General features: G+C 70.9%; 18 protein-coding genes. 13 read left to right on the forward strand and 5 right to left on the reverse strand.

What is annotated here, in order from left to right:
- The first annotated feature begins 89 nt into the window (after positions 1-89).
- The 3 genes from GY170_RS05450 to GY170_RS05460 are packed head-to-tail and all read left to right on the forward strand — an operon-like array spanning position 90 to position 1,523.
- The gene (locus GY170_RS05450; protein ID WP_163890714.1) at positions 90-677 is read left to right on the forward strand and encodes a sigma-70 family RNA polymerase sigma factor; all 588 of its coding nucleotides are present in this window, start codon (positions 90-92) and stop codon (positions 675-677) included.
- Entirely contained in the window at positions 670-1,047 is a 378-nt protein-coding gene (locus GY170_RS05455; protein WP_163890716.1) for a hypothetical protein, read from the forward strand. Before GY170_RS05450 ends, GY170_RS05455 begins: the two co-directional genes overlap by 8 nt.
- Complete coding sequence (locus tag GY170_RS05460) at positions 1,047-1,523, forward strand: periplasmic heavy metal sensor (protein WP_163890718.1); 477 nt, start codon at positions 1,047-1,049, stop codon at positions 1,521-1,523. The genes GY170_RS05455 and GY170_RS05460 overlap by 1 nt, the downstream gene beginning before the upstream one ends.
- Before the next feature lie 33 nt (positions 1,524-1,556).
- Here GY170_RS05460 and GY170_RS05465 read toward each other — a convergent pair whose 3' ends face one another.
- Entirely contained in the window at positions 1,557-2,939 is a 1,383-nt protein-coding gene (locus GY170_RS05465) for a diguanylate cyclase (protein WP_167803289.1), read from the reverse strand.
- 100 nt (positions 2,940-3,039) lie between these two features.
- Here GY170_RS05465 and GY170_RS05470 point away from each other — a divergent pair, with 100 nt between their 5' ends.
- From GY170_RS05470 to GY170_RS05480, 3 genes are all read left to right on the forward strand, one after another.
- Complete coding sequence (locus tag GY170_RS05470; protein WP_235937797.1) at positions 3,040-3,318, forward strand: DUF3572 domain-containing protein; 279 nt, start codon at positions 3,040-3,042, stop codon at positions 3,316-3,318.
- A complete protein-coding gene (locus tag GY170_RS05475; RefSeq protein ID WP_163890724.1) occupies positions 3,315-4,025 on the forward strand; it encodes an HAD family hydrolase in 711 nt (236 codons plus the stop codon). The genes GY170_RS05470 and GY170_RS05475 overlap by 4 nt, the downstream gene beginning before the upstream one ends.
- A 97-nt stretch (positions 4,026-4,122) precedes the next feature.
- Positions 4,123-5,679 carry a trimethylamine methyltransferase family protein gene (locus tag GY170_RS05480; protein ID WP_163890726.1) on the forward strand — a complete coding sequence of 519 codons (1,557 nt, stop codon included), beginning with the start codon at positions 4,123-4,125 and terminating at the stop codon, positions 5,677-5,679.
- Between the two features lie 121 nt (positions 5,680-5,800).
- Here GY170_RS05480 and metG read toward each other — a convergent pair whose 3' ends face one another.
- A complete protein-coding gene (gene metG, locus GY170_RS05485) occupies positions 5,801-7,528 on the reverse strand; it encodes a methionine--tRNA ligase (RefSeq protein WP_163890728.1) in 1,728 nt (575 codons plus the stop codon).
- A gap of 334 nt (positions 7,529-7,862) precedes the next feature.
- On the opposite strand from metG, the gene GY170_RS05490 reads away from it, so the two are divergent.
- Positions 7,863-9,035 (forward strand): hypothetical protein, encoded by a 1,173-nt coding sequence (locus GY170_RS05490; protein WP_167803290.1) that lies wholly within the window; start codon positions 7,863-7,865, stop codon positions 9,033-9,035.
- Here the strand turns inward: GY170_RS05490 and GY170_RS05495 are convergent.
- Positions 9,005-10,255: an MFS transporter gene (locus tag GY170_RS05495; protein ID WP_163890732.1), complete on the reverse strand. Its 1,251-nt coding sequence runs from the start codon at positions 10,253-10,255 to the stop codon at positions 9,005-9,007. The genes GY170_RS05490 and GY170_RS05495 overlap by 31 nt on opposite strands.
- Positions 10,256-10,613: 358 nt before the next feature.
- Between GY170_RS05495 and GY170_RS05500 the strand changes: the two genes are divergently transcribed.
- Positions 10,614-11,648, forward strand: coding sequence for an aldo/keto reductase (locus GY170_RS05500; RefSeq protein ID WP_163890734.1), 1,035 nt, complete (start codon positions 10,614-10,616; stop codon positions 11,646-11,648).
- Positions 11,648-12,112: a lipocalin family protein gene (locus tag GY170_RS05505; protein WP_163890735.1), complete on the forward strand. Its 465-nt coding sequence runs from the start codon at positions 11,648-11,650 to the stop codon at positions 12,110-12,112. The genes GY170_RS05500 and GY170_RS05505 overlap by 1 nt, the downstream gene beginning before the upstream one ends.
- A 260-nt stretch (positions 12,113-12,372) precedes the next feature.
- On the opposite strand, the gene GY170_RS05510 is transcribed toward GY170_RS05505, so the two are convergent.
- Positions 12,373-13,221 carry a helix-turn-helix domain-containing protein gene (locus GY170_RS05510; RefSeq protein WP_163890737.1) on the reverse strand — a complete coding sequence of 283 codons (849 nt, stop codon included), beginning with the start codon at positions 13,219-13,221 and terminating at the stop codon, positions 12,373-12,375.
- A gap of 124 nt (positions 13,222-13,345) precedes the next feature.
- Between GY170_RS05510 and GY170_RS05515 the strand changes: the two genes are divergently transcribed.
- From GY170_RS05515 to tgt, 3 genes are all read left to right on the forward strand, one after another.
- Positions 13,346-14,242 (forward strand): fatty acid desaturase, encoded by an 897-nt coding sequence (locus GY170_RS05515; RefSeq protein ID WP_163890739.1) that lies wholly within the window; start codon positions 13,346-13,348, stop codon positions 14,240-14,242.
- A gap of 21 nt (positions 14,243-14,263) precedes the next feature.
- A complete protein-coding gene (locus tag GY170_RS05520) occupies positions 14,264-15,163 on the forward strand; it encodes an EamA family transporter (RefSeq protein ID WP_163890741.1) in 900 nt (299 codons plus the stop codon).
- 153 nt (positions 15,164-15,316) lie between these two features.
- The gene (gene tgt, locus GY170_RS05525) at positions 15,317-16,441 is read left to right on the forward strand and encodes a tRNA guanosine(34) transglycosylase Tgt (RefSeq protein ID WP_163890743.1); all 1,125 of its coding nucleotides are present in this window, start codon (positions 15,317-15,319) and stop codon (positions 16,439-16,441) included.
- Positions 16,442-16,462: 21 nt separating this feature from the next.
- Here the strand turns inward: tgt and GY170_RS05530 are convergent, their stop codons facing one another.
- On the reverse strand, positions 16,463-17,293 hold the full coding sequence (locus GY170_RS05530) for an SRPBCC family protein (RefSeq protein ID WP_163890745.1): 831 nt from the start codon (positions 17,291-17,293) through the stop codon (positions 16,463-16,465).
- 385 nt (positions 17,294-17,678) lie between these two features.
- On the opposite strand from GY170_RS05530, the gene lon reads away from it, so the two are divergent.
- Positions 17,679-20,087 (forward strand): endopeptidase La, encoded by a 2,409-nt coding sequence (gene lon / locus GY170_RS05535; RefSeq protein ID WP_163890747.1) that lies wholly within the window; start codon positions 17,679-17,681, stop codon positions 20,085-20,087.
- The last annotated feature ends 145 nt before the right edge of the window (positions 20,088-20,232 follow it).

The following is a 20,232-nucleotide window of genomic DNA, read 5'->3' on the forward strand; positions in this document are numbered from 1 at the left end:
TGGGGGCGCTCGGTCTTGCCGGGCGTCCCCGCGCAGAGGGGGCCCGCGCCCATGGACGACGCAAGGCCGTGAGCATAGATCTCGCCCCCATGAGCCACAGCGCCGCCCCAGACCCGGCCGACCCGGATGCCGGGTTGCTGGCGGCCTATGCCGCCGGGGAGCGCGGCGCGGCCGCGGCCCTGACGGAGCGGCTCGGCCCGCGCGCCTTCGCGCAGGCCTACCGGATGCTCGGCGAGGTGGCGGAGGCGGAGGACGTGGCGCAGGAGGCGCTGCTTCGCCTCTGGCGCGCGGCGCCCGGCTGGCGCCACGGCGAGGCCAAGGTCTCCACCTGGCTCTACCGGGTGGTGGCGAACCTCGCCACCGACCGACTGCGCCGGCGGGGCCGCTCCAAGCCCTTGGAGGCGGCGCCGGAGCCGGAGGACGAGACGATCTCCGTCGCCGCGCAGCTGCAGCAGGAGGATCGGGCCTCCGCCTTGCGGGAGGCGCTGTCCGGGCTACCTCCGCGGCAGGCAGAGGCCGTGTCGCTGCGGCATCTCGAAGAGCTCGGCAACCCGGAGATCGCCGAGATCATGGACATCGGCGTCGAGGCGGTCGAAAGTCTGGTCGCCCGGGGCAAGAGAGCGCTCAAGGCGGCCCTTCAGCCGAGGAGGAGCGCGTTGGGGTGGCAGGATGACTGAGCAGACGGACGACGACCTCGAGGATCTGTTCGGCGCCGCCCGCGAGGGTGCGCCGGCCCCCTCCGCCGCCTTCATGGCGCGCCTGCAGGCCGATGCCCGCGGCGCCCAGCCGCGCCCGCGGCCGGCAGTGGCCATGGCGATGCAGCCGGCAATGGCCGGCGGCGGCACGATGGACGCCGGCGGCGGCTTCTCCGACGAGCTGGGCGGCTGGCCGTCGCTGACCTTCCTCGTCCTCGTGGCGTTGACGGGCCTGTGGTTCGGCGTCGCCGCGCCGGGGAGCATCGGGCACGCGCTCTCCACCCTCTTCGGCGGCGGCGTGACGATAGAGCTGGTGCCCTCGGCCGACGTGTTCGGGTCGGAGGGGCTTTGATGGCGAAGACGCAGCGCACGCGCCTGATCTGGCGCGCCGTCCTCGTGGTTTCGCTGGCGTTCAACCTGCTGATCGTCGGCCTCGCCGTCGGCATGATGATGGGCGGCCGCGTCGGCCCCGGCCGGCCGCCGCCGGTGGAGCTGTCGATCGGCCCCGTCGTCCGGGCCCTCTCCGACGAGGATCGGCGGGCGCTGCGGAGCGAGATCGGCGAGGGGCTGCGGCGCGCCGGGGTGCTGAGCCGCGATGCAGACGCGCTGGATGCGCTGGTCGCCGCCGTGGGCGCCGAGCCGTTCGACCCCGAGGCGGTGCGCGCCGTGCTCCTGCGGCAGGAGGAGCTGGCGCTGCGCGGCGGCGAGGTGGCGCGCGAGGCGCTGGTCTCGCGGATCGCCGAGGCCACGCCCGCCGATCGGGCCGCCTTTGCCGAGCGGCTGGCCCGCGAGGTGGAGCGTCGGCCCGGGCCTCCGTTCCGGCGGTAAGGCTCGGGTGGGCCCCGCACCGCCCGCCCGGCCTCAGGCCGCCGGGCGGCTGAGGCTCACCATGTTCCGCCCCGCCAGCTTGGCGGAGTAGAGCGCCGCGTCGGCCCGCTCGAAGAGCGTCGGCTCGCCGGGGCGCTCGCCCGCGCCCAGCGCCACGCCGATGGAGAGGGTGACGCGCACCGGCGGCGGGGCAGGGCAGCCCTCGCGGTTCGATTCAAAGGGCCTGTCCTCGATGCCGGAGCGCAGGCGCTCGGCGGCTTCGGCGGCGGCCTCGGCATCCGTCTCCGGCATGACGACGAGGAATTCCTCGCCGCCGATCCGGGCCACCATGTCGCCCACGCGGACCCGGGCGGCGAGTCGCCGGGCCACCTCCTCCAGCACCTTGTCGCCGGTGGCATGGCCGAAGCGGTCGTTGATCTCCTTGAAGTGGTCGATGTCGAGCACCATCACCGCCGCCATGCGCCCGCTGCGCGCCGCCTGATCGGTGACGCTCTTCAGCGCCGGCAGGGCGTAGCGGCGGTTGTAGAGCCCGGTGAGCGGGTCAGTCACCGAGTTCTCGACGCCCCGGCGCAGCTTTTCCCGCGCCCGGTCGGCGCGGTGCTTCTGCAGGAGCAGCGCCTTCAGCCGGTGCATCAGTTCCGCCGGGCGCACGCGGGCGGAGACGAGATCGTCGACGCCGAGGTCGAGCGCCATTGCGGCCATGTCCGTCATGTCGGGCGGCACGATGGCGATCTGCACGGAGTGCCGCGTCGAGGCACGGCTGCGCAGCTCGGCGATGAGGCGGAAGAGCTCCCCCGGGCGCAGCCCCTCGGCCGCCGCATCGATCACGAAGAGATCGGCGGCGTCGCCCGAGCCGATGCGCGTCAGCAGGCTGCGCGGGTCGAGCACATCGCCGCCGCCGGGCAGGCGGTCGAGCACCGGCACCACGGCGGGAAGGACGGCCTGCCCCTCCGGCACGACGACGCTGACGCGGCCGGGTTGCAGGAACTCCTCCCCCTCCTCGGCGAAGCCGAGGGCGCGGTGCGTCTCTTCCCGCAGGCAGAGCTCTGCCAGCGAGTCGGAGCGGCGGAGCAGCCGGCGCACCTGCGCCTGCAGCAGCACCGGGTCCACCGGCCGGTCGCAGAGGTCGTCGGCGCCGGCGCGTAGCACGGCGAGGCGCAGCGACGGATCGCTCAGCCTGCCGACGGCGATGACGGGGATGCCGCGCCGCTGCGGGTCGGCCCGCAGCCCGGCGAGGAAGGCAAAGGCCCCCGCCGCCGGCGCCACGACGCCCAGAAGGATGAGATCGGGCCGCCCGCGCATCATTTCGACCTGTGCATCGGCCGAACTTTCCGCCACGACGAGGTTGTACTGCGCCTCCGCCAGGGCCGCCCTCGTGAGGATGCGGCTCGAGACCGTGGGGTCGAAAATGAGCACTCGGGCGGGCACGGCGAGTCCTGAAACAATGGTCCGTCGCCTTTTGTTAAAACTTGCAACAGTTAAGAAATGGTTTCCAAGCGAGGAAAGGAGTGAACGGGTGACGCCACAGAATGCCGAGATCGTCGGGATAGAGGCGCTGGCATGGCTGGTGGGCGACGAGGAGCTTCTGCCTGTCTTCCTCGGCGCGTCCGGGGCAGATCTGGCGTGGCTGCGGGAGGGGGCGGGCGATCCCGCCGTGCTGGCCTCCGTCCTCGATTTCCTGCTGCTCGACGACGCCTGGGTCGGCCGCTTCGCCGCCGAGACGGGTCATGCGCCGGAGGCGCTCATGCAGGCCCGCGTCGCCCTGCCGGGCGCCGAGCAGGTGCACTGGACATGACCGTGTCTCCGCCGCCCCTCCGCGGCATCCTGCTCGACAAGGACGGCACGATCTTCGATTTCACCGCCACCTGGGGCGCGTGGACGGCGGGTTTCTGCGCCCGGCTGGCCGGGGGAGATGCCGCCCGGACCGCCGCCATCGCCGATGCGATGGGCTACGATCCCGAGGCGCAGCGCTTCCGGCCGGGCTCGCCTGTCGTGGCCGGCACCGCGGAGGAGGTGGCGGCGGTCATCGCCCCGCACCTGGCGGAGCCCATGAGCGACGCGGCGCTGGTCGCGCTGATCCAGGACGCCGGCAAGGACGTGCCGCAGGTCCCGGTGGCGCCGCTCGGCCCGCTGCTGCAGCGGCTCGGCGCAGGGCACGTGCTGGGGCTCGTCACGAACGACGCCGAGGCGACGGCGCGCGCCCATCTGGTGGCCGCGGGGATCGAGGGCGCCTTCGCCTTCATCGCCGGTTACGATTCCGGGCATGGCGCGAAGCCGGAGCCGGGGCAGCTCCTCGCCTTTGCCGCCGCCACCGGGCTGGCGCCGGGGGAGGTGCTGATGGTGGGCGATTCCACGCATGACCTCCTCGCCGCTCGCGCCGCCGGGATGCGGGCCGTGGGCGTGCTCACCGGCACGGCGCCGGCAGAGGAACTGGCGCCCCATGCCGAGGCGGTGCTGGCCTCGCTGGCGGATCTGCCGGGCTGGCTCGATCAGGGCGCCTGAACGGCCGATCGCGACCATTCCTGTCGCAAAGAGGAAACATATCGCAAGGCCCCTGCGCGAAGCTGCATCCGAGCCTCTTCGGGGATTGCACGACGTCATGAACGAGCAGCCACGCCGCCGCCGCGCGGGCGGACGCGCCGCCAACACCGCCCGACGGGGCGGCGCCGATCTGCACCAGAGCGACTGGCGCATCCCGCTCAACACCGATGCCCCGACGGAGCCGCTGCGCCCCGAGGGCGTGCAGGCGATCCACGAGGGGGCCATGCGCATCCTCGAGGAGATCGGGATAGATTACCTCAACCCCGAAGCCATCGAGATCTGGAAGGAGGCGGGCGCCATCGTCTCCGGCGAGAATGTCCGGATCGGCCGTGACTTCGTGATGGAGATGGTGGCCAAGGCGCCGAGCCAGTTCACCATCACGCCGCGCAACCCGGCGCGCGAGATCACGGTGGGCGGCAAGCACATCCTCTTCGGCAACGTCTCCTCGCCGCCCAACTACATGGATCTGTCGCTGGGCCGGAAGGTGCCGGGCACGCGGGAGCAATGCGCCAACCTGCTGCGCCTCACCCAGGCCTTCAACTGCATCCATTTCGCGGGCGGCTACCCGGTGGAGCCGGTGGACGTGCATGCCTCCGTTCGCCATCTCGACGTGCTCTTCGACAAGCTGACGCTGACCGACAAGGTCGCCCACGCCTATTCGCTGGGGCCCGCCCGGGTGGAGGACGTGATGGAGATGGTGCGCCTCGCCGGTGGGCTGTCGGAGGACGAGTTCCGCGCCCGCCCGCACATGTACACCAACATCAACTCCTCCTCGCCGCTCAAGCACGACTACCCGATGATCGACGGCTGCCTGCGCCTGATCCGCGCGGGGCAGGCGGTGATGGTGACACCCTTCACGCTGGCCGGGGCCATGGCGCCGGTGACGATGGCGGGGGCGGTGACGCTGTCGATCGCCGAGGCGCTCTCGGCCATCGCGCTCTTTCAATACGTCCGCCCCGGCTGCCCCTGCGTGATCGGCACCTTCACGTCGAACGTCGACATGAAGTCCGGCGCCCCCGCCTTCGGCACGCCGGAATACATGCGCGCCACCCAGATGACCGGCCAGATGGCCCGCTTCTACGGGCTGCCCTTGCGCGCCTCCGGCTCCTGCGCGGCGAACGTGCCCGACGGGCAGGCGATGTGGGAGACGGGCAATGCCCTGTGGAGCGCCGTGCAATCGGGCGCCAACGTCGTCTACCACGCCGCCGGCTGGCTGGAGGGCGGACTGATCGCGTCTCCTGAGAAGTTCATCATGGATTGCGAGGTGATCTCGATGATCCAGCGGTATTTCGAGCCGGAGCTGGTGGCGACCGAGCCGGAGGACATCGCCGTCGACGCCATCCGCGAGGTCGGCAGCCACGGCCATTTCTTCGGCATCCAGCACACGCAGGATCGCTACGAGACGGCCTTCTACTCGCCCTTCGTCAGCGACTGGCGCAATTTCGAGGCATGGGAGCTCGGCGGCGCGGTCTGGACACCGGAGCGTGCGCACCGCGTCTACCACGAGATCCTCTCCAGCTTCGAGCCGCCGCCCATGGCCGATGCCGCGCGCGGCGCGCTGGAGGAGTTCGTGATCCGCCGCAAGGAAGAGGGCGGCGCCCCGACGGATTTCTAGCCCGGCGACCTCCGCGCCTCAGGCCCCCGGGCCCGGGCCCGCTGCGGGATCCTCATTCATCTGGCCAAAAAATACCCTCGGGGGTGTGGGGGCAGCGCCCCCACCCGTCCCCACGCAGCGCTCAGCTATCCTCCGGCGCAATCGCCTTCCCGGCAAACCGGTCCTGCCATTCCTCGCGCTGCTCGTCGGTGATCTTGGTGAAGAGGTTCTCCGGCACCGAGAAGGCATGCCCGGCGGGCAGGGCGCCCAGCGCCGCTTCGGCGGAGCCCGGCCAGGCGGTGTCCTCCAGCTTCAGCGCCTCGGCGAGGGCCTTGGCGGTGAAGGGCAGGAAGGGGGCGGAGATGACGGCGTAGAGCGCGGCGAGGTTGAGGCCCATGCGCACCTGAGCGGCGGCTGCTTCCGGGTCTTCCTTGAAGGTCGCCCAAGGTGCGGCGGCCTGCAGGTACTCGTTGCCGGCCACCCAGATCGCCCGCAGCTCGGCGGCGGCCTTGCGGACCTCGATCGCCTCCATCTGCGCCTCGTAGGCGCGCAGCCGGCGCTCGATCTCGGCGATCAAGGCCTCCTCACGCTCGCCATAGGCGCCGCCCGCCGGCACCTCCTCGCCGAACTTGGAGCGGCAGAACTTGGTGACGCGGGAGACGAAGTTGCCCAGCACGTCAGCGAGGTCCTTGTTCACGCCGGCCTGGAAATTCTCCCAGGTGAACTCGGCATCCCCGGACTCGGGGGCGTGCGACAGTAGCCACCAGCGCCAGTAATCGGCGGGCAGGATGTCCAGCGCCGCGTCCATGAACACGCCGCGCCCGCGCGAGGTGGAGAACTGGCCGCCGTCGTAATTGAGGTAATTGAAGCTCTTGATGTAATCGACGAGCTTCCACGGCTCGCCGCTGCCGAGGATCGTCACCGGGAACCCGAGCGTGTGGAAGGGCACGTTGTCCTTGCCCATGAACTGGGTGTAGCGGACGTCGTCCGCGCCCTTGTCGGTGCGCCACCAGCGCTCCCAGTCCGTCCCGGTCCCGGCATCCACCCATTCCTGGGCTGCGGCGATGTACTCGATGGGCGCATCGAACCAGACGTAGAAGACCTTGCCCTCCATGCCCGGCCAGGGCTCGTCGCCCTTCTGTACGGGCACGCCCCAGTCGAGGTCGCGGGTGATGCCGCGATCCTGCAGGCCGTCGCCGTCATTGAGCCATTTCTTGGCGATGGAGGTCGTCAGGATCGGCCAGTCGGCCTGCTGGTCGATCCACTCGTTCAGCGCGTCCTTCATGGCGGACTGACGGAGGTAGAGGTGCTTGGTCTCCCGCATCTCCAGATCGGTGGAGCCGGAGATGGTGGAATGCGGCTCGATCAGGTCGACCGGGTCGAGCTGCTTGGTGCAATTGTCGCACTGATCGCCGCGCGCCTCAGCGAAGCCGCAGTTGGGGCAGGTGCCCTCGATGTAGCGGTCGGGCAGGAAGCGCCCGTCGGCGTGGGAATACATCTGCCGCTCGGAGACTTCGCGGATCAGCCCCGCCTCCGCCAGCCGCGCGGCGAAATGCTGCGTCAGCCGGTGGTTCTGCGGGCCGGAGGAGCGGCCGTAATGGTCGAAGGAGAGGCCGAAGCCCTCGGCGAGGCGCCCTTGCGTGTGGTGCATCTCGGCGCAGTATTCCGCCACTGGCTGGCCGGCCTTCTTGGCGGCGATCTCCGCGGGGGTGCCGTGCTCGTCGGTGGCGCAGAGGAAGAGCACCTCGTGGCCGCGCCCGCGCAGGTAGCGGGCATAGAGGTCGGCCGGAAGCTGGCTGCCGATCAGCGTGCCGAGATGCTTGATCCCGTTGATATAGGGCAGGGCCGAGGTGATGAGGTGCCGGGCCATGGTCTCTCCTGTCGTTCCCCGCCCATGTAGCGAGGCCCGCCCCCGCTGGCCAGAGCCCCCGCCAATCCGTCCAAAAGGCCCGCCCCTCTCCCCCTGCGCGGCACGTCCGCCACCCCGCCCCCAACGCGACACGCCCGCCAGTCCGCTCCCTGCGCGACAGGCCCGCTAGCCCGCCCCCCCTTCATCTGGCCCAAAATACCGCGGGGGTCCGGGGGCTGGCCCCCGGTCCCTCACTCACCTCCCGCCCCTCCGCGCGGATCAGCGCCGCCGCGGTCCCACCTTGCCCCCACCCACCGTCCCCGGCATCGTCCCCGTCGTGGCGGGGGAGCGGGACATGCGCGGCAAGAGCCTTCTGATCATGGCCTTTGGCCAGTCGAACGCCGACGTCCACAACGCCGGCCCACGGCTGGAGGCGCCGCCGCTGGAGGACCCGCGCCTCGTCGTCCCCGACGACGGCCACGGCTTTCGCGGCCTGATGGGGCAGGCGCCGAAGGGGCCGATCACGGGGTTCGAGCCCTTCGCGCCGCATGAGCGGCGGGTGATGTCGCTCACCGCCGCCGCCGGCGCGCGGGTGCTGCACGAGATGGGGCCCGAGGCGCCGGCCCGCGTGATCCTGCGCTCGGGCGCCAAGGGCGGCCGCCGGCTCCTCGGCCTGCGGCAGGGGGCGCGCGAGGTGGACGGCCTCCTCTCCACCTGCTCGGGGGATCTGTCGCCGCTCTTCGAGGCCTTCCTGCGGGTGACGTCGGAGGTCTGCGATGCCGCCATGCGCGATGGCCCCGAGGTCGGCGCCATTGCCTTCCTCTTCGCGCATGGCGAGAGCGAGCGGCAGATGGTCCGCGCCGAATATGCCGCGCGCCTCGGCGGCATGATGGATGTCACGGCGGACGTGCTGGCGCCCCTTGGCCTGCCGATGCACTGGCATCTTGTGCAGGCCGCCGGGCCGGGGGCGGAGGGGGCCGGCAATGCCTGGCCGAACCGGCTCGCCCTCGCCGATGTCGCCACCGCCCGCGGCGACGCGACGCTGGCCGCGGCCGGCTACCCCTGGCCGCTGGAGGATGGCGTGCACTACAGCGCCGAGGGCAAGGCCCTCCTCGGCGAGGCGCTTGGGCGCAGCATCGCCGCGCAGCTCTCCGGCCAGCCCCGCACCTTGCCGCATCCCGTTGCGGCCGTGGCGGAGGGTGCGCGCCTCCTGCTGGACTTCGCGGGGGAGGGGCCGCTCGCCCTCGACCACGCCCCGGCCTCGGGCCGCCACGGCTTCGAGATGGCGCGGGGCGAAGTCACGGGCGTGCGGGTGGACGGCCGCCGCGTCGAGGTGACGCTGGCTGAGCCGGCGAGCGGGCCGGAGGGGCTCTCCTACGCCTGGTCGTCCTGGGCGAAGGGCACGCGGCTGCCCGCGATCCCCGGTGCCGCGCTCGGCGGGGGCGGGTTGCGGAGCGCGGAGGGCGTGGCCTCGATCCTCCTGCCGGGGCGGAAGATCTACGACTGGGTGCCCGGCTTCTCGCTCTGAGGCGCCTCGCGCTCCTTGCGCGTCAGCCAGCCGATGAGGAAGCTCGTGCGCGGCGCGTAGGCATAGGCCGTCCGCCGCTCCGCCGGGCGGGCGCGCATCCGCAGAAGTGAGAAGGCGACCAGCGCGATGTGGGCCAGCGAGATGACGGCGAAGAGCGCCGAGGGGCCGAGCGCGGCGATCAGCGCCGAGGTGCTCCACGGCGCGGCGATGGCGCCGACGGCGTAGAAGAACATCAGCGCGGCGGAGAGCTCCACCCGCTCCTCCGAGGTGGCGAAGTCATGGGCATGGGCGGTGGCGACGGAGTAGATCGGCACCGTCACGGCGCCGAAGAGCATGGCCGCGGCCATGATCGCCCCGCGCCCGCCGCCCGCCGCCAGCACCGTGGCGGCGCAGGCGAGAATGGCGGCGAGGGAGAGGCCGATCAGCACGCGCCGCCGGTCGAGCCGGTCGGCGAGCCAGCCGGCGGGGATCTGCGCCAGCCCGCCGCCGGCGACGTAAATGGCGAGAAAAGCGCCGATCTCCGAGGCGGCGAGCCCCACCTCCTGCCCGTAGATCGGGCCGACCATGCGGAAGGAGGCGCCCGAGACGGCGGAGACGAGCACCGCCGCCACGGCAAGCGGCGAGCAGCGCCAGGCGAGGCCGGGGCGCAGCCGCCCGGCCGTCGGCGCAGCCGGCGCCGCCATGCGGGTGACGGCGAGCGGCAGGATGGAGGCGCAGCAGAGGATCGTGAGCAGGGCGTAGGCGGTATAGGTCGGCATGTCGGCGAGCCCGCCGATCAGCGACTGGGCGACGAGCGAGGCGGTGATGTCCACCACGCGGTAGGAGCCCATGGCCCGCCCGCGCGTCGCATTGGTCAGCCGCGCCATGAGCCAGGCCTCGATGACGGTATAGCAGCCGGCGACGCAGAGGCCGGTGGCCATGCGGAAGAAGGTCCAGGCCCAGGCGTCGGTGACGAGGATATGCGCGGCGAGGCCGATGGCGCCGAGCGCGGTGAAGCCGGCATAGGCGCGGGCGTGGCCGACGGAGCCCATCAGCCGCGGGGCCCACCAGCAGCCGGCGAAGAAGCCGAGGAAGTGGGCGGAGCCGAGGAGGCCGACGGCGCCGGTGGAAAAGCCCGCCTCCAGCCCCGTCAACGCGTCCAGCGGGCCGACGCCGCCGGAGGAGAGCTGGAGCAGGGCAACGGAGAGCAGGAGCGGCAGGAAGGTGAGCATCAGGCGCATGGCCGTCCGGGCCTAACCCGCCGCCGCCCCCCGGGCTGCGCCGAAAGCGACAGCCCCGGGCGAAAACGGGCAGGCCCCCCACGTCACCCGCCCGCCACCCCACCTTCCCCGCTCCCCACCCCGCGCCCGCTCCCCGTCAGCGCGCGCCTTCACCACCCCCTGTCTTTGGTCCAAAAAAATCCCGGGGGGTCGCCATTGGTGGAGCCATCGGTCCGAGCCCCAATGGCGACGGGCTGGCCCCCGGTCCCTCACTCTCAACCCCCCACGCCCCGGCCCGCTCCCGTCGCCCCCGATCGCCCCTTGCCCCCACCGCCTCCACCCTTAGGGTGCCGCGCCAAAGCACGGGACGGGACGACAGATGAAACGACGCATGATCGGCGGCGCCCTCGAGGTGTCGGACTGGTGCTTCGGCACCATGACCTTCGGAAACCAGACGGACGAGGCGGAGGCGCATCGCCAGCTCTCCCGGGCGCGGGACTTCGGGTTGGATTTTCTCGACACCGCCGAGATGTATCCCGTCGCCCCGGTGACGCCGGAGACGCTGGGCCGGACCGAGGAGTACATCGGCACCTGGATCGCGAAGTACGGGCGGCAGGGCTGGAAGATCGCCACCAAGATCACCGGCGAGGGCGGCGTGGCGCGGGATGGCGCACCGATCGACGGGGCGGCGGTGCGCGCGGCGGTGGAGGAGTCCCTGCGGCGGCTGCAGACCGATCACATCGACATCTACCAGTTCCACTGGCCGAACCGGGGCGCCTACAGCTTCCGCCAGAACTGGCGGTTCGACCCGTCGGGTCAGGACACGGCGAAGACGCTCGCGCACATGGACGATTGCCTGCAGGCGTTGAAGGCGCTGCGCGAGGAGGGCAAGATCGGTCAGTTCGGCCTCTCCAACGAGAGCGCCTGGGGCACGATCCGCTGGATCGACCGGGCCGAGGTGCTGGGCGCGCCGCGGGTCGTCACCGTGCAGAACGAGTACTCGCTGCTCTGCCGGCTCTGGGACACCGACATGGCGGAGATGTCGATCCACGAGGGCGTGACGCTCCTCTCCTACTCGCCGCTGGCGGCGGGCTTTCTGACCGGCAAGTACCAGGGCGGCAAGGTGCCCGAGGGCAGCCGCAAGTCGCGCCAGGCCGAGCTCGGCGGGCGGGCCTCGGAGCGGGTGCTGGACGTCGTGGAGGTCTACATGGAGATCGCCCGGCGCCACGGCGTGGACCCGGTGCACATGGCGCTGAACTGGCAGGGCACGCGGCCCTTCCCGGTGATGCCGATCATCGGCGCGACCACGGATGCGCAACTGCAGCACATCCTGGAGGGCTACGGCACCGAGCTGTCCCCGGAGCTGATCGAGGAGATCGAGGTGGCGCACAAGCGCAACCCGATGCCGTTCTGATGCGCCGCGCGCTGGCGCTGGCGCTGCTCCTCGCCGCCTGCGGCAAGGCGGCGGAGGAGGCGCCGCAGGTCTGGCGGGTGGCGGGGGCGCCCATCGCCTCCACCTCCCGCGACGCGGCGGCGCTGGCCGGCGACTGGCAGGTAGGCGCCGCCTATCCCGGCCCGGGGCCGGGGGTCGGCGTGCCGGTGCGGGTGAGCTTCGCCGCGGACGGCAGCGGCGTGCTGGGCTGGGACGGCGGCAGCTGGGAGCTGACACCCCTCTCCGCCGGGCGCTGGCAGGGGCCGGCGGGGCCTCTCTGGCTGCTCTGGGCCGACGAGAGCTTCCGCGTCGCCGTGCTGGGAAGCCCGGAGGGGACCTTCGGCTTCGTGCTGGAGCGGCCGGGTCAGGTGCAGGGCGACCTGAGGGAGGCGGCGCGCGAGATGCTGGACTTCAACGGCTATGAGCTGGGGGAGCTGCGGCGCTGAGGGCGGGGCGGCCTCGCCTTCGGCAATCGCCCGCCCGCCCTCCATATCCCTGTCCGCGCTGATTCCAGCGTCGGGAGGGGTGAGAGGGATCTCCATCTGCCGAGAGGCCGTTTGCTGGCAGGTCTGCCTGCAAACAGGCCTCCTCGATGGTGAGGGCGAGTCGCCCCGCGTCAAGGAGCTTCGCCCGCCGTTGGCGGCGCCTGCGGCGTCCTTGACCCGGGGCGACTCGCGGGGCGCCGGGGGAGAGGGCGGAGCGGGGGTCAGGTGATTTCGGCGTCGAGGGCGGCGAGGTGGGTTGGCAGGTCGCGGGCGGAGACGCTCGCTTCGCGGACAAGCGCATCGAAATGGGTGGAGATGGCGCGCACCCGCTCGGTGTCGCGGAAGGTCAGGTAGTTGCGGCCGAGGTAGAGCACGGCCAGCAGCGGGCCGAAGATCGTCACCGGAGAGGAATAGAGGCGCCGCGCGTCGAAGAGATAGACGCGCAGCGCCGGGTAGAGCTGGGCATGCAGCGCCATCAGATGGCGGATCTGGGCCCGGCGCGCCTCGGCGGGCAGGCCCTCGTAATAGCCCTCGGCGCGCGCGAAGGTGGCCAGCTCGTGCAACGGCATGGCGATCTCGTAATCCGACTGGCTCTGCTGCATCCAGGCCAGCCGGTCGGCGGAGGCGCCGATGGCCTGCTCCGTCGTCCGCCCGAGGCTGGGCTCGTATTCCCACTGCATCACCTCCGGCAACTTCAGCATGTCCGGCAGGGCGGCGGGGACGTGGCGGATCTTGTAGCCCGCCGCCTCCCGGTGCCAGGCGAAGATGCGCTCGTCGATCAGGGCGCGCGGCGCCTCCGTCATGCTCATCGCGGCGGCGACGAGGTCCGCCGCGCGCTCGCGCCGGGCCGTCAGACCGAGCAGCCAGTCCGAGGAGATGCCGAGCGCCTGCGCGCATTCCCCGACGAGCTGGGAATTGGGCAGGCGCACGTTTTCCGCCGCCAGGAGCTGGGAGATGGTGGAGCGGTCGGAGCCGACCAGCCGGGCGAGGCGGGCCTGGCTGACGCCCTGATCGACCATGGCCCGGTGGAGCCGGTCGCGGAAGATGAGGGCGCGCTCGCGTTTATCCATTCTCCCTTATGGTGACAAAACGAAACAATGTTCAAGGAAGGTTGCGCATCTCCGGACTGCCGCGCCGCACTGCAGCGGATTATCCTGTGACATAGCCGCGGGGGCATGCGGCACAGGGGCAGACATGACACGAAAGACGGACTCGGCCGAATGGCCGACGCTGGGCCTGTTGGCCCTGACCTATGCGCTGTGGGCAGCGGGGCTCTTCTGGCTCTCCACCCTCAGCCTGTGGATGGCGGTGCCGGTGACGGCCTGGGCCATCGCGCAACATGCGTCGCTGCAGCACGAGGCGATCCACGGCCATCCTTTCCGCCGGCGCTGGCTCAACGAGGCGGTGGTCTTCCCGGCGCTGGCGCTGGTGATCCCCTACCGGCGCTTCCGCGACACGCACCTCGCGCACCACCACGATTCGATGCTGACGGACCCTTACGACGATCCGGAGACGAACTACTTCGACGGCACGGCGTGGGAGCGGTTGCCGGCGCTGGGGCGGGGGATCTACCTCTTCAACAACACGCTGGTCGGGCGGCTGCTGATCGGCCCCGTCATCGGCACGGCGACGTTCATTGCCAATGACCTCCGGGCGATGCGGCGGGGCAACCGGGCCGTGGCGCGGGCCTGGGCCTGGCACCTGCCGGCGGCGGCACTGGCGCTGGGCGTGGCGATGGCGGCGCCGATGCCGCTCTGGGCTTACCTCGCCGCCGCCTATGCCGGGCTGTCGCTCTTGAAGATCCGCACCTTCCTCGAGCATCAGGCGCATGAGAAGGTGCGGGCGCGGACCGTCATCATCGAGGACAGGGGGCCACTGGCGCTGCTCTTCCTCAACAACAACCTGCATGTCGTGCACCACATGCACCCGCGCGTGCCGTGGTACCGGCTGCCGCGCCTCTACCGCGCCAACCCCAAGCGCTACCTCGGCATCAACGAGCATTATCGCTACGACAGCTACGCCGAGGTCTTCCGCCGCTATCTCTTCGCGCGGAAGGACCCGGTGCCCCACCCGATCTGGCGCCGCGGCTAGGGCGGGCGTAAGGGCTCCGCCATGGAGCCCTGGATCCTCATCACCCTCGCCGCCGCCGGCTTTCAGGCGCTGCGCTTCGCGACGCAGAAGCACCTGAAGACGGCCGGCTTTTCCAGCGCCGGGGCGACCTTCGCGCGCTTCGTCTACTCCGCCCCGCTGGTGCCGGCGTTGATGCTCGGCTGGGCGGCATGGAGCGGGCAGGCGGTGCCGGCGCTGCCGGCCGCCTTCTGGCCCTACGCGCTGGCGGGCGGGCTGGCGCAGATCCTTGCGACTCTGTGCACGGTGACGCTCTTCTCCATGCGCAACTTCGCCGTCGGCATGACGCTGAAGAAGACCGAGGTCCTGATGAGCGTGCTCGTCGGCTGGGTCGTGCTGGGCGAGGGCGTGAGCCTCGCCGGCTTCGCCGCGATGCTGGTGGGCTTCGGCGGCGTGCTGCTGCTGACCGACACGCCGGCGCTGGGGGCGGGCTGGCGCCGGCTGGTGCACCCCGCGGCGGGGCTGGGGCTGCTGTCGGGGCTGCTCTTCGGGCTCGCGGGCGTCGGCTATCGGGGCGCCTCCCTCTCCCTCCCCGGGGGAGACGCGGTGCTGCGGGCGCTGGTGACGCTGATGTGCGTGACCGCCGCGCAGGCCATCGGGCTGGGGCTGTGGATGGCGTGGCGGCAGCGGGCGGAGCTCGCCAAGGTGGCCCGCGGCTGGCGCGTGGGCGTGGTGACGGGGCTGACCTCGCTCGCCGGCTCCTTCTGCTGGTTCACCGCCTTCACGCTGCAGAGGGTCGGCTACGTGAACGCGGTGGGGCAGGTGGAGCTGATCTTCTCGCTCGCGCTATCGGCCCTGTGGTTCGGGGAGAGGATCAGCCGGAGGGAATGGCAGGGGCTGCTGCTGCTGACGGGCTCGATCACGGCGCTGGTGCTGGTGGCCTGACGCGGGCGCGTAGCACCGGTGGAGAGTGCGGGACCGGGGGGCCAGCCCCCCGGAGCCCCCCGGGATTTTTTGGGACCAAAGACAGGGGGGCACGGCCGGCGGGGGGAGATTGAGGCTTTCCGGCGGGGGCGGCGGGGGATATGAGCGCCGGCCATGAGCTTTCGCTTTCATCTTCAGGCCACCGACGGCGCGGCGCGCACCGGGCGGATCGAGACGCCGCGCGGCGAGATCCGCACGCCGGCCTTCATGCCCGTGGGCACCGCCGGCACCGTCAAGGCGATGATGCCGGAGAGCGTTGCGGCGACGGGCGCCGACATCCTTCTCGGCAATACCTACCACCTGATGCTGCGCCCCGGGGCGGAGCGGGTGGCGAGGCTCGGTGGGCTGCACAGCTTCATGAACTGGGAGAGGCCGATCCTGACGGACTCGGGCGGCTTCCAGGTGATGAGCCTCGCGGGGCTGCGCAAGCTGACGGAGGAGGGGGTGACCTTCCAGAGCCATATCGATGGCTCCAAGCACCTCCTTTCCCCCGAGACCTCGATGGAGATCCAGCGGCAGCTCGGCTCCGACATCGTGATGTGCTTCGACGAATGCCCGGCGCTGCCGGCCGATGAGGCGACGGTGAAGCGGAGCATGGAGCTGTCCATGCGCTGGGCGCAGCGGAGCCGCGACGCCTTCGGCGACCGGCCGGCCCACGCGCTCTTCGGCATCCAGCAGGGCGGGGTGACGGAGGAGCTTCGGGGCGAGAGCGCCGAGGCGCTGACGGCCATCGGCTTCGAGGGCTACGCCATCGGCGGGCTCGCGGTGGGCGAGGGGCAGGAGGCGATGTTCGGCGTGCTCGACTACGCGCCGGGGATGCTGCCGCAGGACAAGCCCCGCTACCTGATGGGTGTCGGCAAGCCCGATGACATCGTGGGCGCCGTGAAGCGCGGCGTCGACATGATGGATTGCGTGCTGCCCTCGCGCTCCGGTCGCACGGGGCAGGCGTGGACGCGGCGGGGGCAGGTGAACCTGCGGAACGCCCGCCATGCCGACGACCCGCGCCCGCTGGACGAGGCCTGTGGTTGCCCGGCCTGCCGCAATTACTCGCGCGCCTACCTGCACCATGTCGTGCGGGCGGGCGAGATGATCGGGGGCATGCTGCTCACCTGGCACAACCTGCATTACTATCAGGAGCTGATGGCGGGGATGCGCCGGGCGATTGCCGAGGGCAGCTTCGAGGCATGGGAGGCGGCGTTCCACGCCGGGCGCGCCGAGGGGGATATCGAGCGACTCTGAGGCCTGCGGGCGCCCCGGCGGCTACCAGATTACCCTTGCGTCGCCCTTGCTGCGCTCCTTGCCTGCCATCCCCTCCTGCGCCAGCCGGTGCAAAGACCAGTCGGTGCGGCGGCTGACGGAGGCGGCGAAGCTGTCCCACTCGTCGCCGAAGGCATCGTCGAGCCAGCGGGCGAGGGCGGCGCGCAGGGGCAGGGGCTCGTGGCAAAGGTGCGACTCGATCAGCGTCTGCCCCTCCTCCAGCTCGATGAAGCGCAGATCCATCACCGCTTCCTCGAAGTAGTCGCCCTCGCTGCGCTCGATGTAGAAGCGGCAATGGCGGGGGTGGGCCCGCTCGAGGAAGGTCACCGTCACCTCGTCGAAGAGGCCGGCGGGGTTGCGGTAGCGCAGGTGCAGGGTCTCGGGATCTTCGGGGTCGTGGTCGAAATCGATCAGCGTGCCCGTCCAGTGATCCTCCGGGTGGCTCTCGCCGGGGATCAGGCGCGTCCAGATCACGCGGGGCGGGGCATCGACGGTCACGGAGCGGGCGGAGGACAGGCTGACGCGGAAGGGCAGTCCGTCGAGGCTGCGCCCGGAGAAGAAGCGCTGGAAGATCACCGTCGTCAGGAGGATCACGCCGATGCGCACATCCGCATCCACCGGCAGCAGCGCGCCCGTCGGCACGCCGAAGGCGAGTGCCTCCACCCAGTGGCGGAAGCGGGGCGCGAAGCTGACGATGAGCGCCGAGCAGAGCGCCATCGCCAGCGCCGAGAGCTGGGCGGCGAGGCCCGGCCCGAAGAGGAGGATCGCTCCCGCCATGACGCCTGCGATTCCGACGAAGAGCCTGCGCCGCTGGCGCATGATGCGCTTGAACATGTCTGTCGCCCTGCCTTGCCTTCCCGAACCGCGGGCCGGGGGAGCCGCGCGTGCCGGCGCCGGGCCTGCGGGCCTCTGCCCGGTCGGTGTGCGGCGCTGTGGGACCGGGTTGTGCAGGGTTAATGCGGCAGGCCCGGGGCAGGGGAATGACGGCAGGCGGGCATTTTTGGTGCGGTCGCCATCCGCGCCGGCGGCCCCCCGGCGCCCCGGGGGAAGGCCTTGCCCCTCTGAGGCGGCGGGGGCATGGTACCGGCAATGGAGCCGGGGCGGTTGAATGGCGGCCATCGCCGCCTAGATTCAGCTTCCTGACGCGTTCGAAAAAAAGTGGGGCCGGCCACGCTGCCGATCATCGGGGCACACCGGCCTGCCAGACAAGGAACCGAGCATGAACGACCCCCTTCGCCCCTCCTATCCCGTGCTTCCCCTGCGCGACATCGTGCTGTTTCCGCACATGATCGTGCCGCTCTTCGTGGGGCGGGAGAAGTCGGTCCGCGCCCTCGAGGACGTGATGGCCGACGACAAACAGATCCTCATCGCCAGCCAGATGGACCCGTCCGAGGACGATCCGGCCACTGACGGGCTCTACAAGGCCGGCGTGCTGGCCAACGTGCTGCAGTTGCTCAAGCTGCCCGACGGCACCGTAAAGCTGCTCGTCGAGGGCAAGGCCCGCGTGCGCATCACCGAGTGGGTCGAGAACGACCGCTTCTTCGAGGCCAAGGTGGCCGGGCTCACCGAGATCCCCGGTGACGACCAGATCGTGCGCGCGCTCGTCTCGACCGTCGCGCAGGAATTCGAGCGCTACGCCAAGGTCAAGAAGAACATCCCCGAGGAGGCGCTCGCCAACGTCACCGACGAGACGGAGCCGGCCAAGCTGGCGGACCTCGTCGCGGGGCACCTCGGCATCGAGGTCAAGCAGAAGCAGGAGCTTCTGGAGACGCTTTCCGTCGCCGAGCGGCTGGAGAAGGTCTACGGCCTGATGCAGGGGGAGATGTCCGTCCTGCAGGTCGAGAAGAAGATCAAGACCCGCGTGAAATCCCAGATGGAGCGGACGCAGCGCGAGTACTACCTCAACGAGCAGATGAAGGCGATTCAGAAGGAGCTGGGCGACGGCGAGGACGGCGGCAACGAGGTCGCCGAGCTCGAGAAGCGCATCGAGGAGACCAAGCTCTCCAAGGAAGCGCGCGAGAAGGCCGACGCCGAGGTCAAGAAGCTCAAGTCGATGCCGCCGATGAGCGCGGAAGCGACCGTCGTGCGCAACTACCTCGACTGGATCCTCTCCGTCCCGTGGGGCACCAAAAGCCGCGTCAAGAAGGACCTCGGCCATGCCGAGAAGGTCCTCGATGACGACCACTACGGGCTCGAGAAGGTCAAGGAGCGCATCGTCGAGTATCTTGCTGTGCAGTCCCGCTCGACCAAGCTGAAGGGGCCGATCCTCTGCCTCGTCGGCCCTCCCGGCGTCGGCAAGACGTCCCTCGGCAAGTCGGTCGCCAAGGCGACGGGGCGCGAGTTCATCCGCATCTCGCTCGGCGGTGTCCGGGACGAGTCGGAGATCCGCGGCCACCGGAGGACGTACATCGGCTCCATGCCCGGCAAGATCATCCAGGCGCTGAAGAAGGCGAAGACGACCAACCCGCTGATCCTGCTCGATGAGATCGACAAGATGGGCCAGGATTTCCGCGGCGACCCGGCCTCCGCCATGCTGGAGGTGCTGGACCCGGAGCAGAACGGGACGTTCGTCGACCACTATCTCGAAGTGGAATACGACCTCTCCAACGTGCTCTTCCTGACCACGGCCAACAGCTACAACATGCCGGGGCCGCTGCTCGACCGGATGGAGATCATCTCCCTCTCCGGCTACACGGAAGACGAGAAGCGCGAGATCGCCCGCCAGCACCTTCTCTCCAAGGTCATGAAGAACCATGGCCTGAAGGCGAAGGAGTTCGAGATCGATGACGCGGCGCTGACCGCGATGATCCGCACCTATACCCGCGAGGCGGGGGTGCGGAACCTCGAGCGCGAGCTGGCCAAGATCGCCCGGAAGGCCGTGACCAAGCTGGTCAAGAAGGAGGCCGAAAAGGTCTCCGTCACCGAGGAGAACCTCGCCGACTTCCTCGGCGTCGAGCGGCACCGCTTCGGCCTCGCCGAGAAGGAGGACCAGATCGGCGTCGTCACCGGCCTCGCGTGGACCTCAGTGGGCGGCGACCTGCTGCAGATCGAGGCGCTGCGCCTGCCCGGAAAGGGCCGGATGAAGACGACCGGCAAGCTCGGCGACGTGATGAAGGAGAGCATCGACGCGGCCTCGTCCTACGTGCGCTCCGTCTCGCCCTCTATCGGGGTGAAGCCGACGCAGTTCGACAAGCTGGACATCCACGTCCACGTGCCGGACGGCGCGACGCCGAAGGACGGGCCGAGCGCGGGGCTGGCGATGGTGACCTCCATCGTCTCGGTGCTCACGCAGATCCCGATCCGCAAGGATATCGCGATGACGGGCGAGGTGAGCCTGCGCGGCAACGCGATGCCCATCGGCGGGCTGAAGGAGAAGCTGCTGGCGGCGCTGAGGGGCGGCATCAAGACGGTGTTCATCCCCGAGGAGAACGCCAAGGACCTGCCGGAGATCCCCGACAACGTGAAGGAGGGGCTGGAGATCATCCCCGTCTCCCACGTCTCGGAGGTCCTCAAGGCGGCGCTGGTGCGCCAGCCCGAGCCCATCGAGTGGGACGAGGAGGCCGAAGAAGCCGCCCTCGCCGCCGCCCAGGCCGCGAAACCGGAAGGGCAGGGCGCCACGGCGCACTGACCTTCGGGGACGGAATGAAGGGGGCCCGCCGGTTTGGCGGGCCCTTATTCGTTGGGGGTTTGTGCGGGGCGCGGAGGAGTGCGGCGTGTGGAAGGTGGGTTGAAAACCCACCCTACGCGGGGTGGCGCGAATAATCGCCCGGCGG

The sequence above is a fragment of the Pseudoroseicyclus tamaricis genome (genome assembly GCF_012070395.1).
GTDB lineage: Bacteria > Pseudomonadota > Alphaproteobacteria > Rhodobacterales > Rhodobacteraceae > Pseudoroseicyclus_A > Pseudoroseicyclus_A tamaricis.

Excerpts from the sequence above, each read along its gene's own strand:
- GY170_RS05450 (WP_163890714.1), top strand. The coding sequence starts at position 90 with ATGAGCCACAGCGCCGCCCCAGACCCGGCCGACCCGGATGCCGGGTTG.
- GY170_RS05455 (WP_163890716.1), top strand. The coding sequence starts at position 670 with ATGACTGAGCAGACGGACGACGACCTCGAGGATCTGTTCGGCGCCGCC.
- GY170_RS05460 (WP_163890718.1), top strand. The coding sequence starts at position 1,047 with ATGGCGAAGACGCAGCGCACGCGCCTGATCTGGCGCGCCGTCCTCGTG.
- GY170_RS05475 (WP_163890724.1), top strand. The coding sequence starts at position 3,315 with ATGACCGTGTCTCCGCCGCCCCTCCGCGGCATCCTGCTCGACAAGGAC.
- GY170_RS05480 (WP_163890726.1), top strand. The coding sequence starts at position 4,123 with ATGAACGAGCAGCCACGCCGCCGCCGCGCGGGCGGACGCGCCGCCAAC.
- metG (WP_163890728.1), bottom strand. The coding sequence starts at position 7,528 with ATGGCCCGGCACCTCATCACCTCGGCCCTGCCCTATATCAACGGGATC.
- GY170_RS05490 (WP_167803290.1), top strand. The coding sequence starts at position 7,863 with ATGCGCGGCAAGAGCCTTCTGATCATGGCCTTTGGCCAGTCGAACGCC.
- GY170_RS05495 (WP_163890732.1), bottom strand. The coding sequence starts at position 10,255 with ATGCGCCTGATGCTCACCTTCCTGCCGCTCCTGCTCTCCGTTGCCCTG.
- GY170_RS05500 (WP_163890734.1), top strand. The coding sequence starts at position 10,614 with ATGAAACGACGCATGATCGGCGGCGCCCTCGAGGTGTCGGACTGGTGC.
- GY170_RS05505 (WP_163890735.1), top strand. The coding sequence starts at position 11,648 with ATGCGCCGCGCGCTGGCGCTGGCGCTGCTCCTCGCCGCCTGCGGCAAG.
- GY170_RS05510 (WP_163890737.1), bottom strand. The coding sequence starts at position 13,221 with ATGGATAAACGCGAGCGCGCCCTCATCTTCCGCGACCGGCTCCACCGG.
- GY170_RS05515 (WP_163890739.1), top strand. The coding sequence starts at position 13,346 with ATGACACGAAAGACGGACTCGGCCGAATGGCCGACGCTGGGCCTGTTG.
- GY170_RS05520 (WP_163890741.1), top strand. The coding sequence starts at position 14,264 with ATGGAGCCCTGGATCCTCATCACCCTCGCCGCCGCCGGCTTTCAGGCG.
- tgt (WP_163890743.1), top strand. The coding sequence starts at position 15,317 with ATGAGCTTTCGCTTTCATCTTCAGGCCACCGACGGCGCGGCGCGCACC.
- GY170_RS05530 (WP_163890745.1), bottom strand. The coding sequence starts at position 17,293 with ATGTTCAAGCGCATCATGCGCCAGCGGCGCAGGCTCTTCGTCGGAATC.
- lon (WP_163890747.1), top strand. The coding sequence starts at position 17,679 with ATGAACGACCCCCTTCGCCCCTCCTATCCCGTGCTTCCCCTGCGCGAC.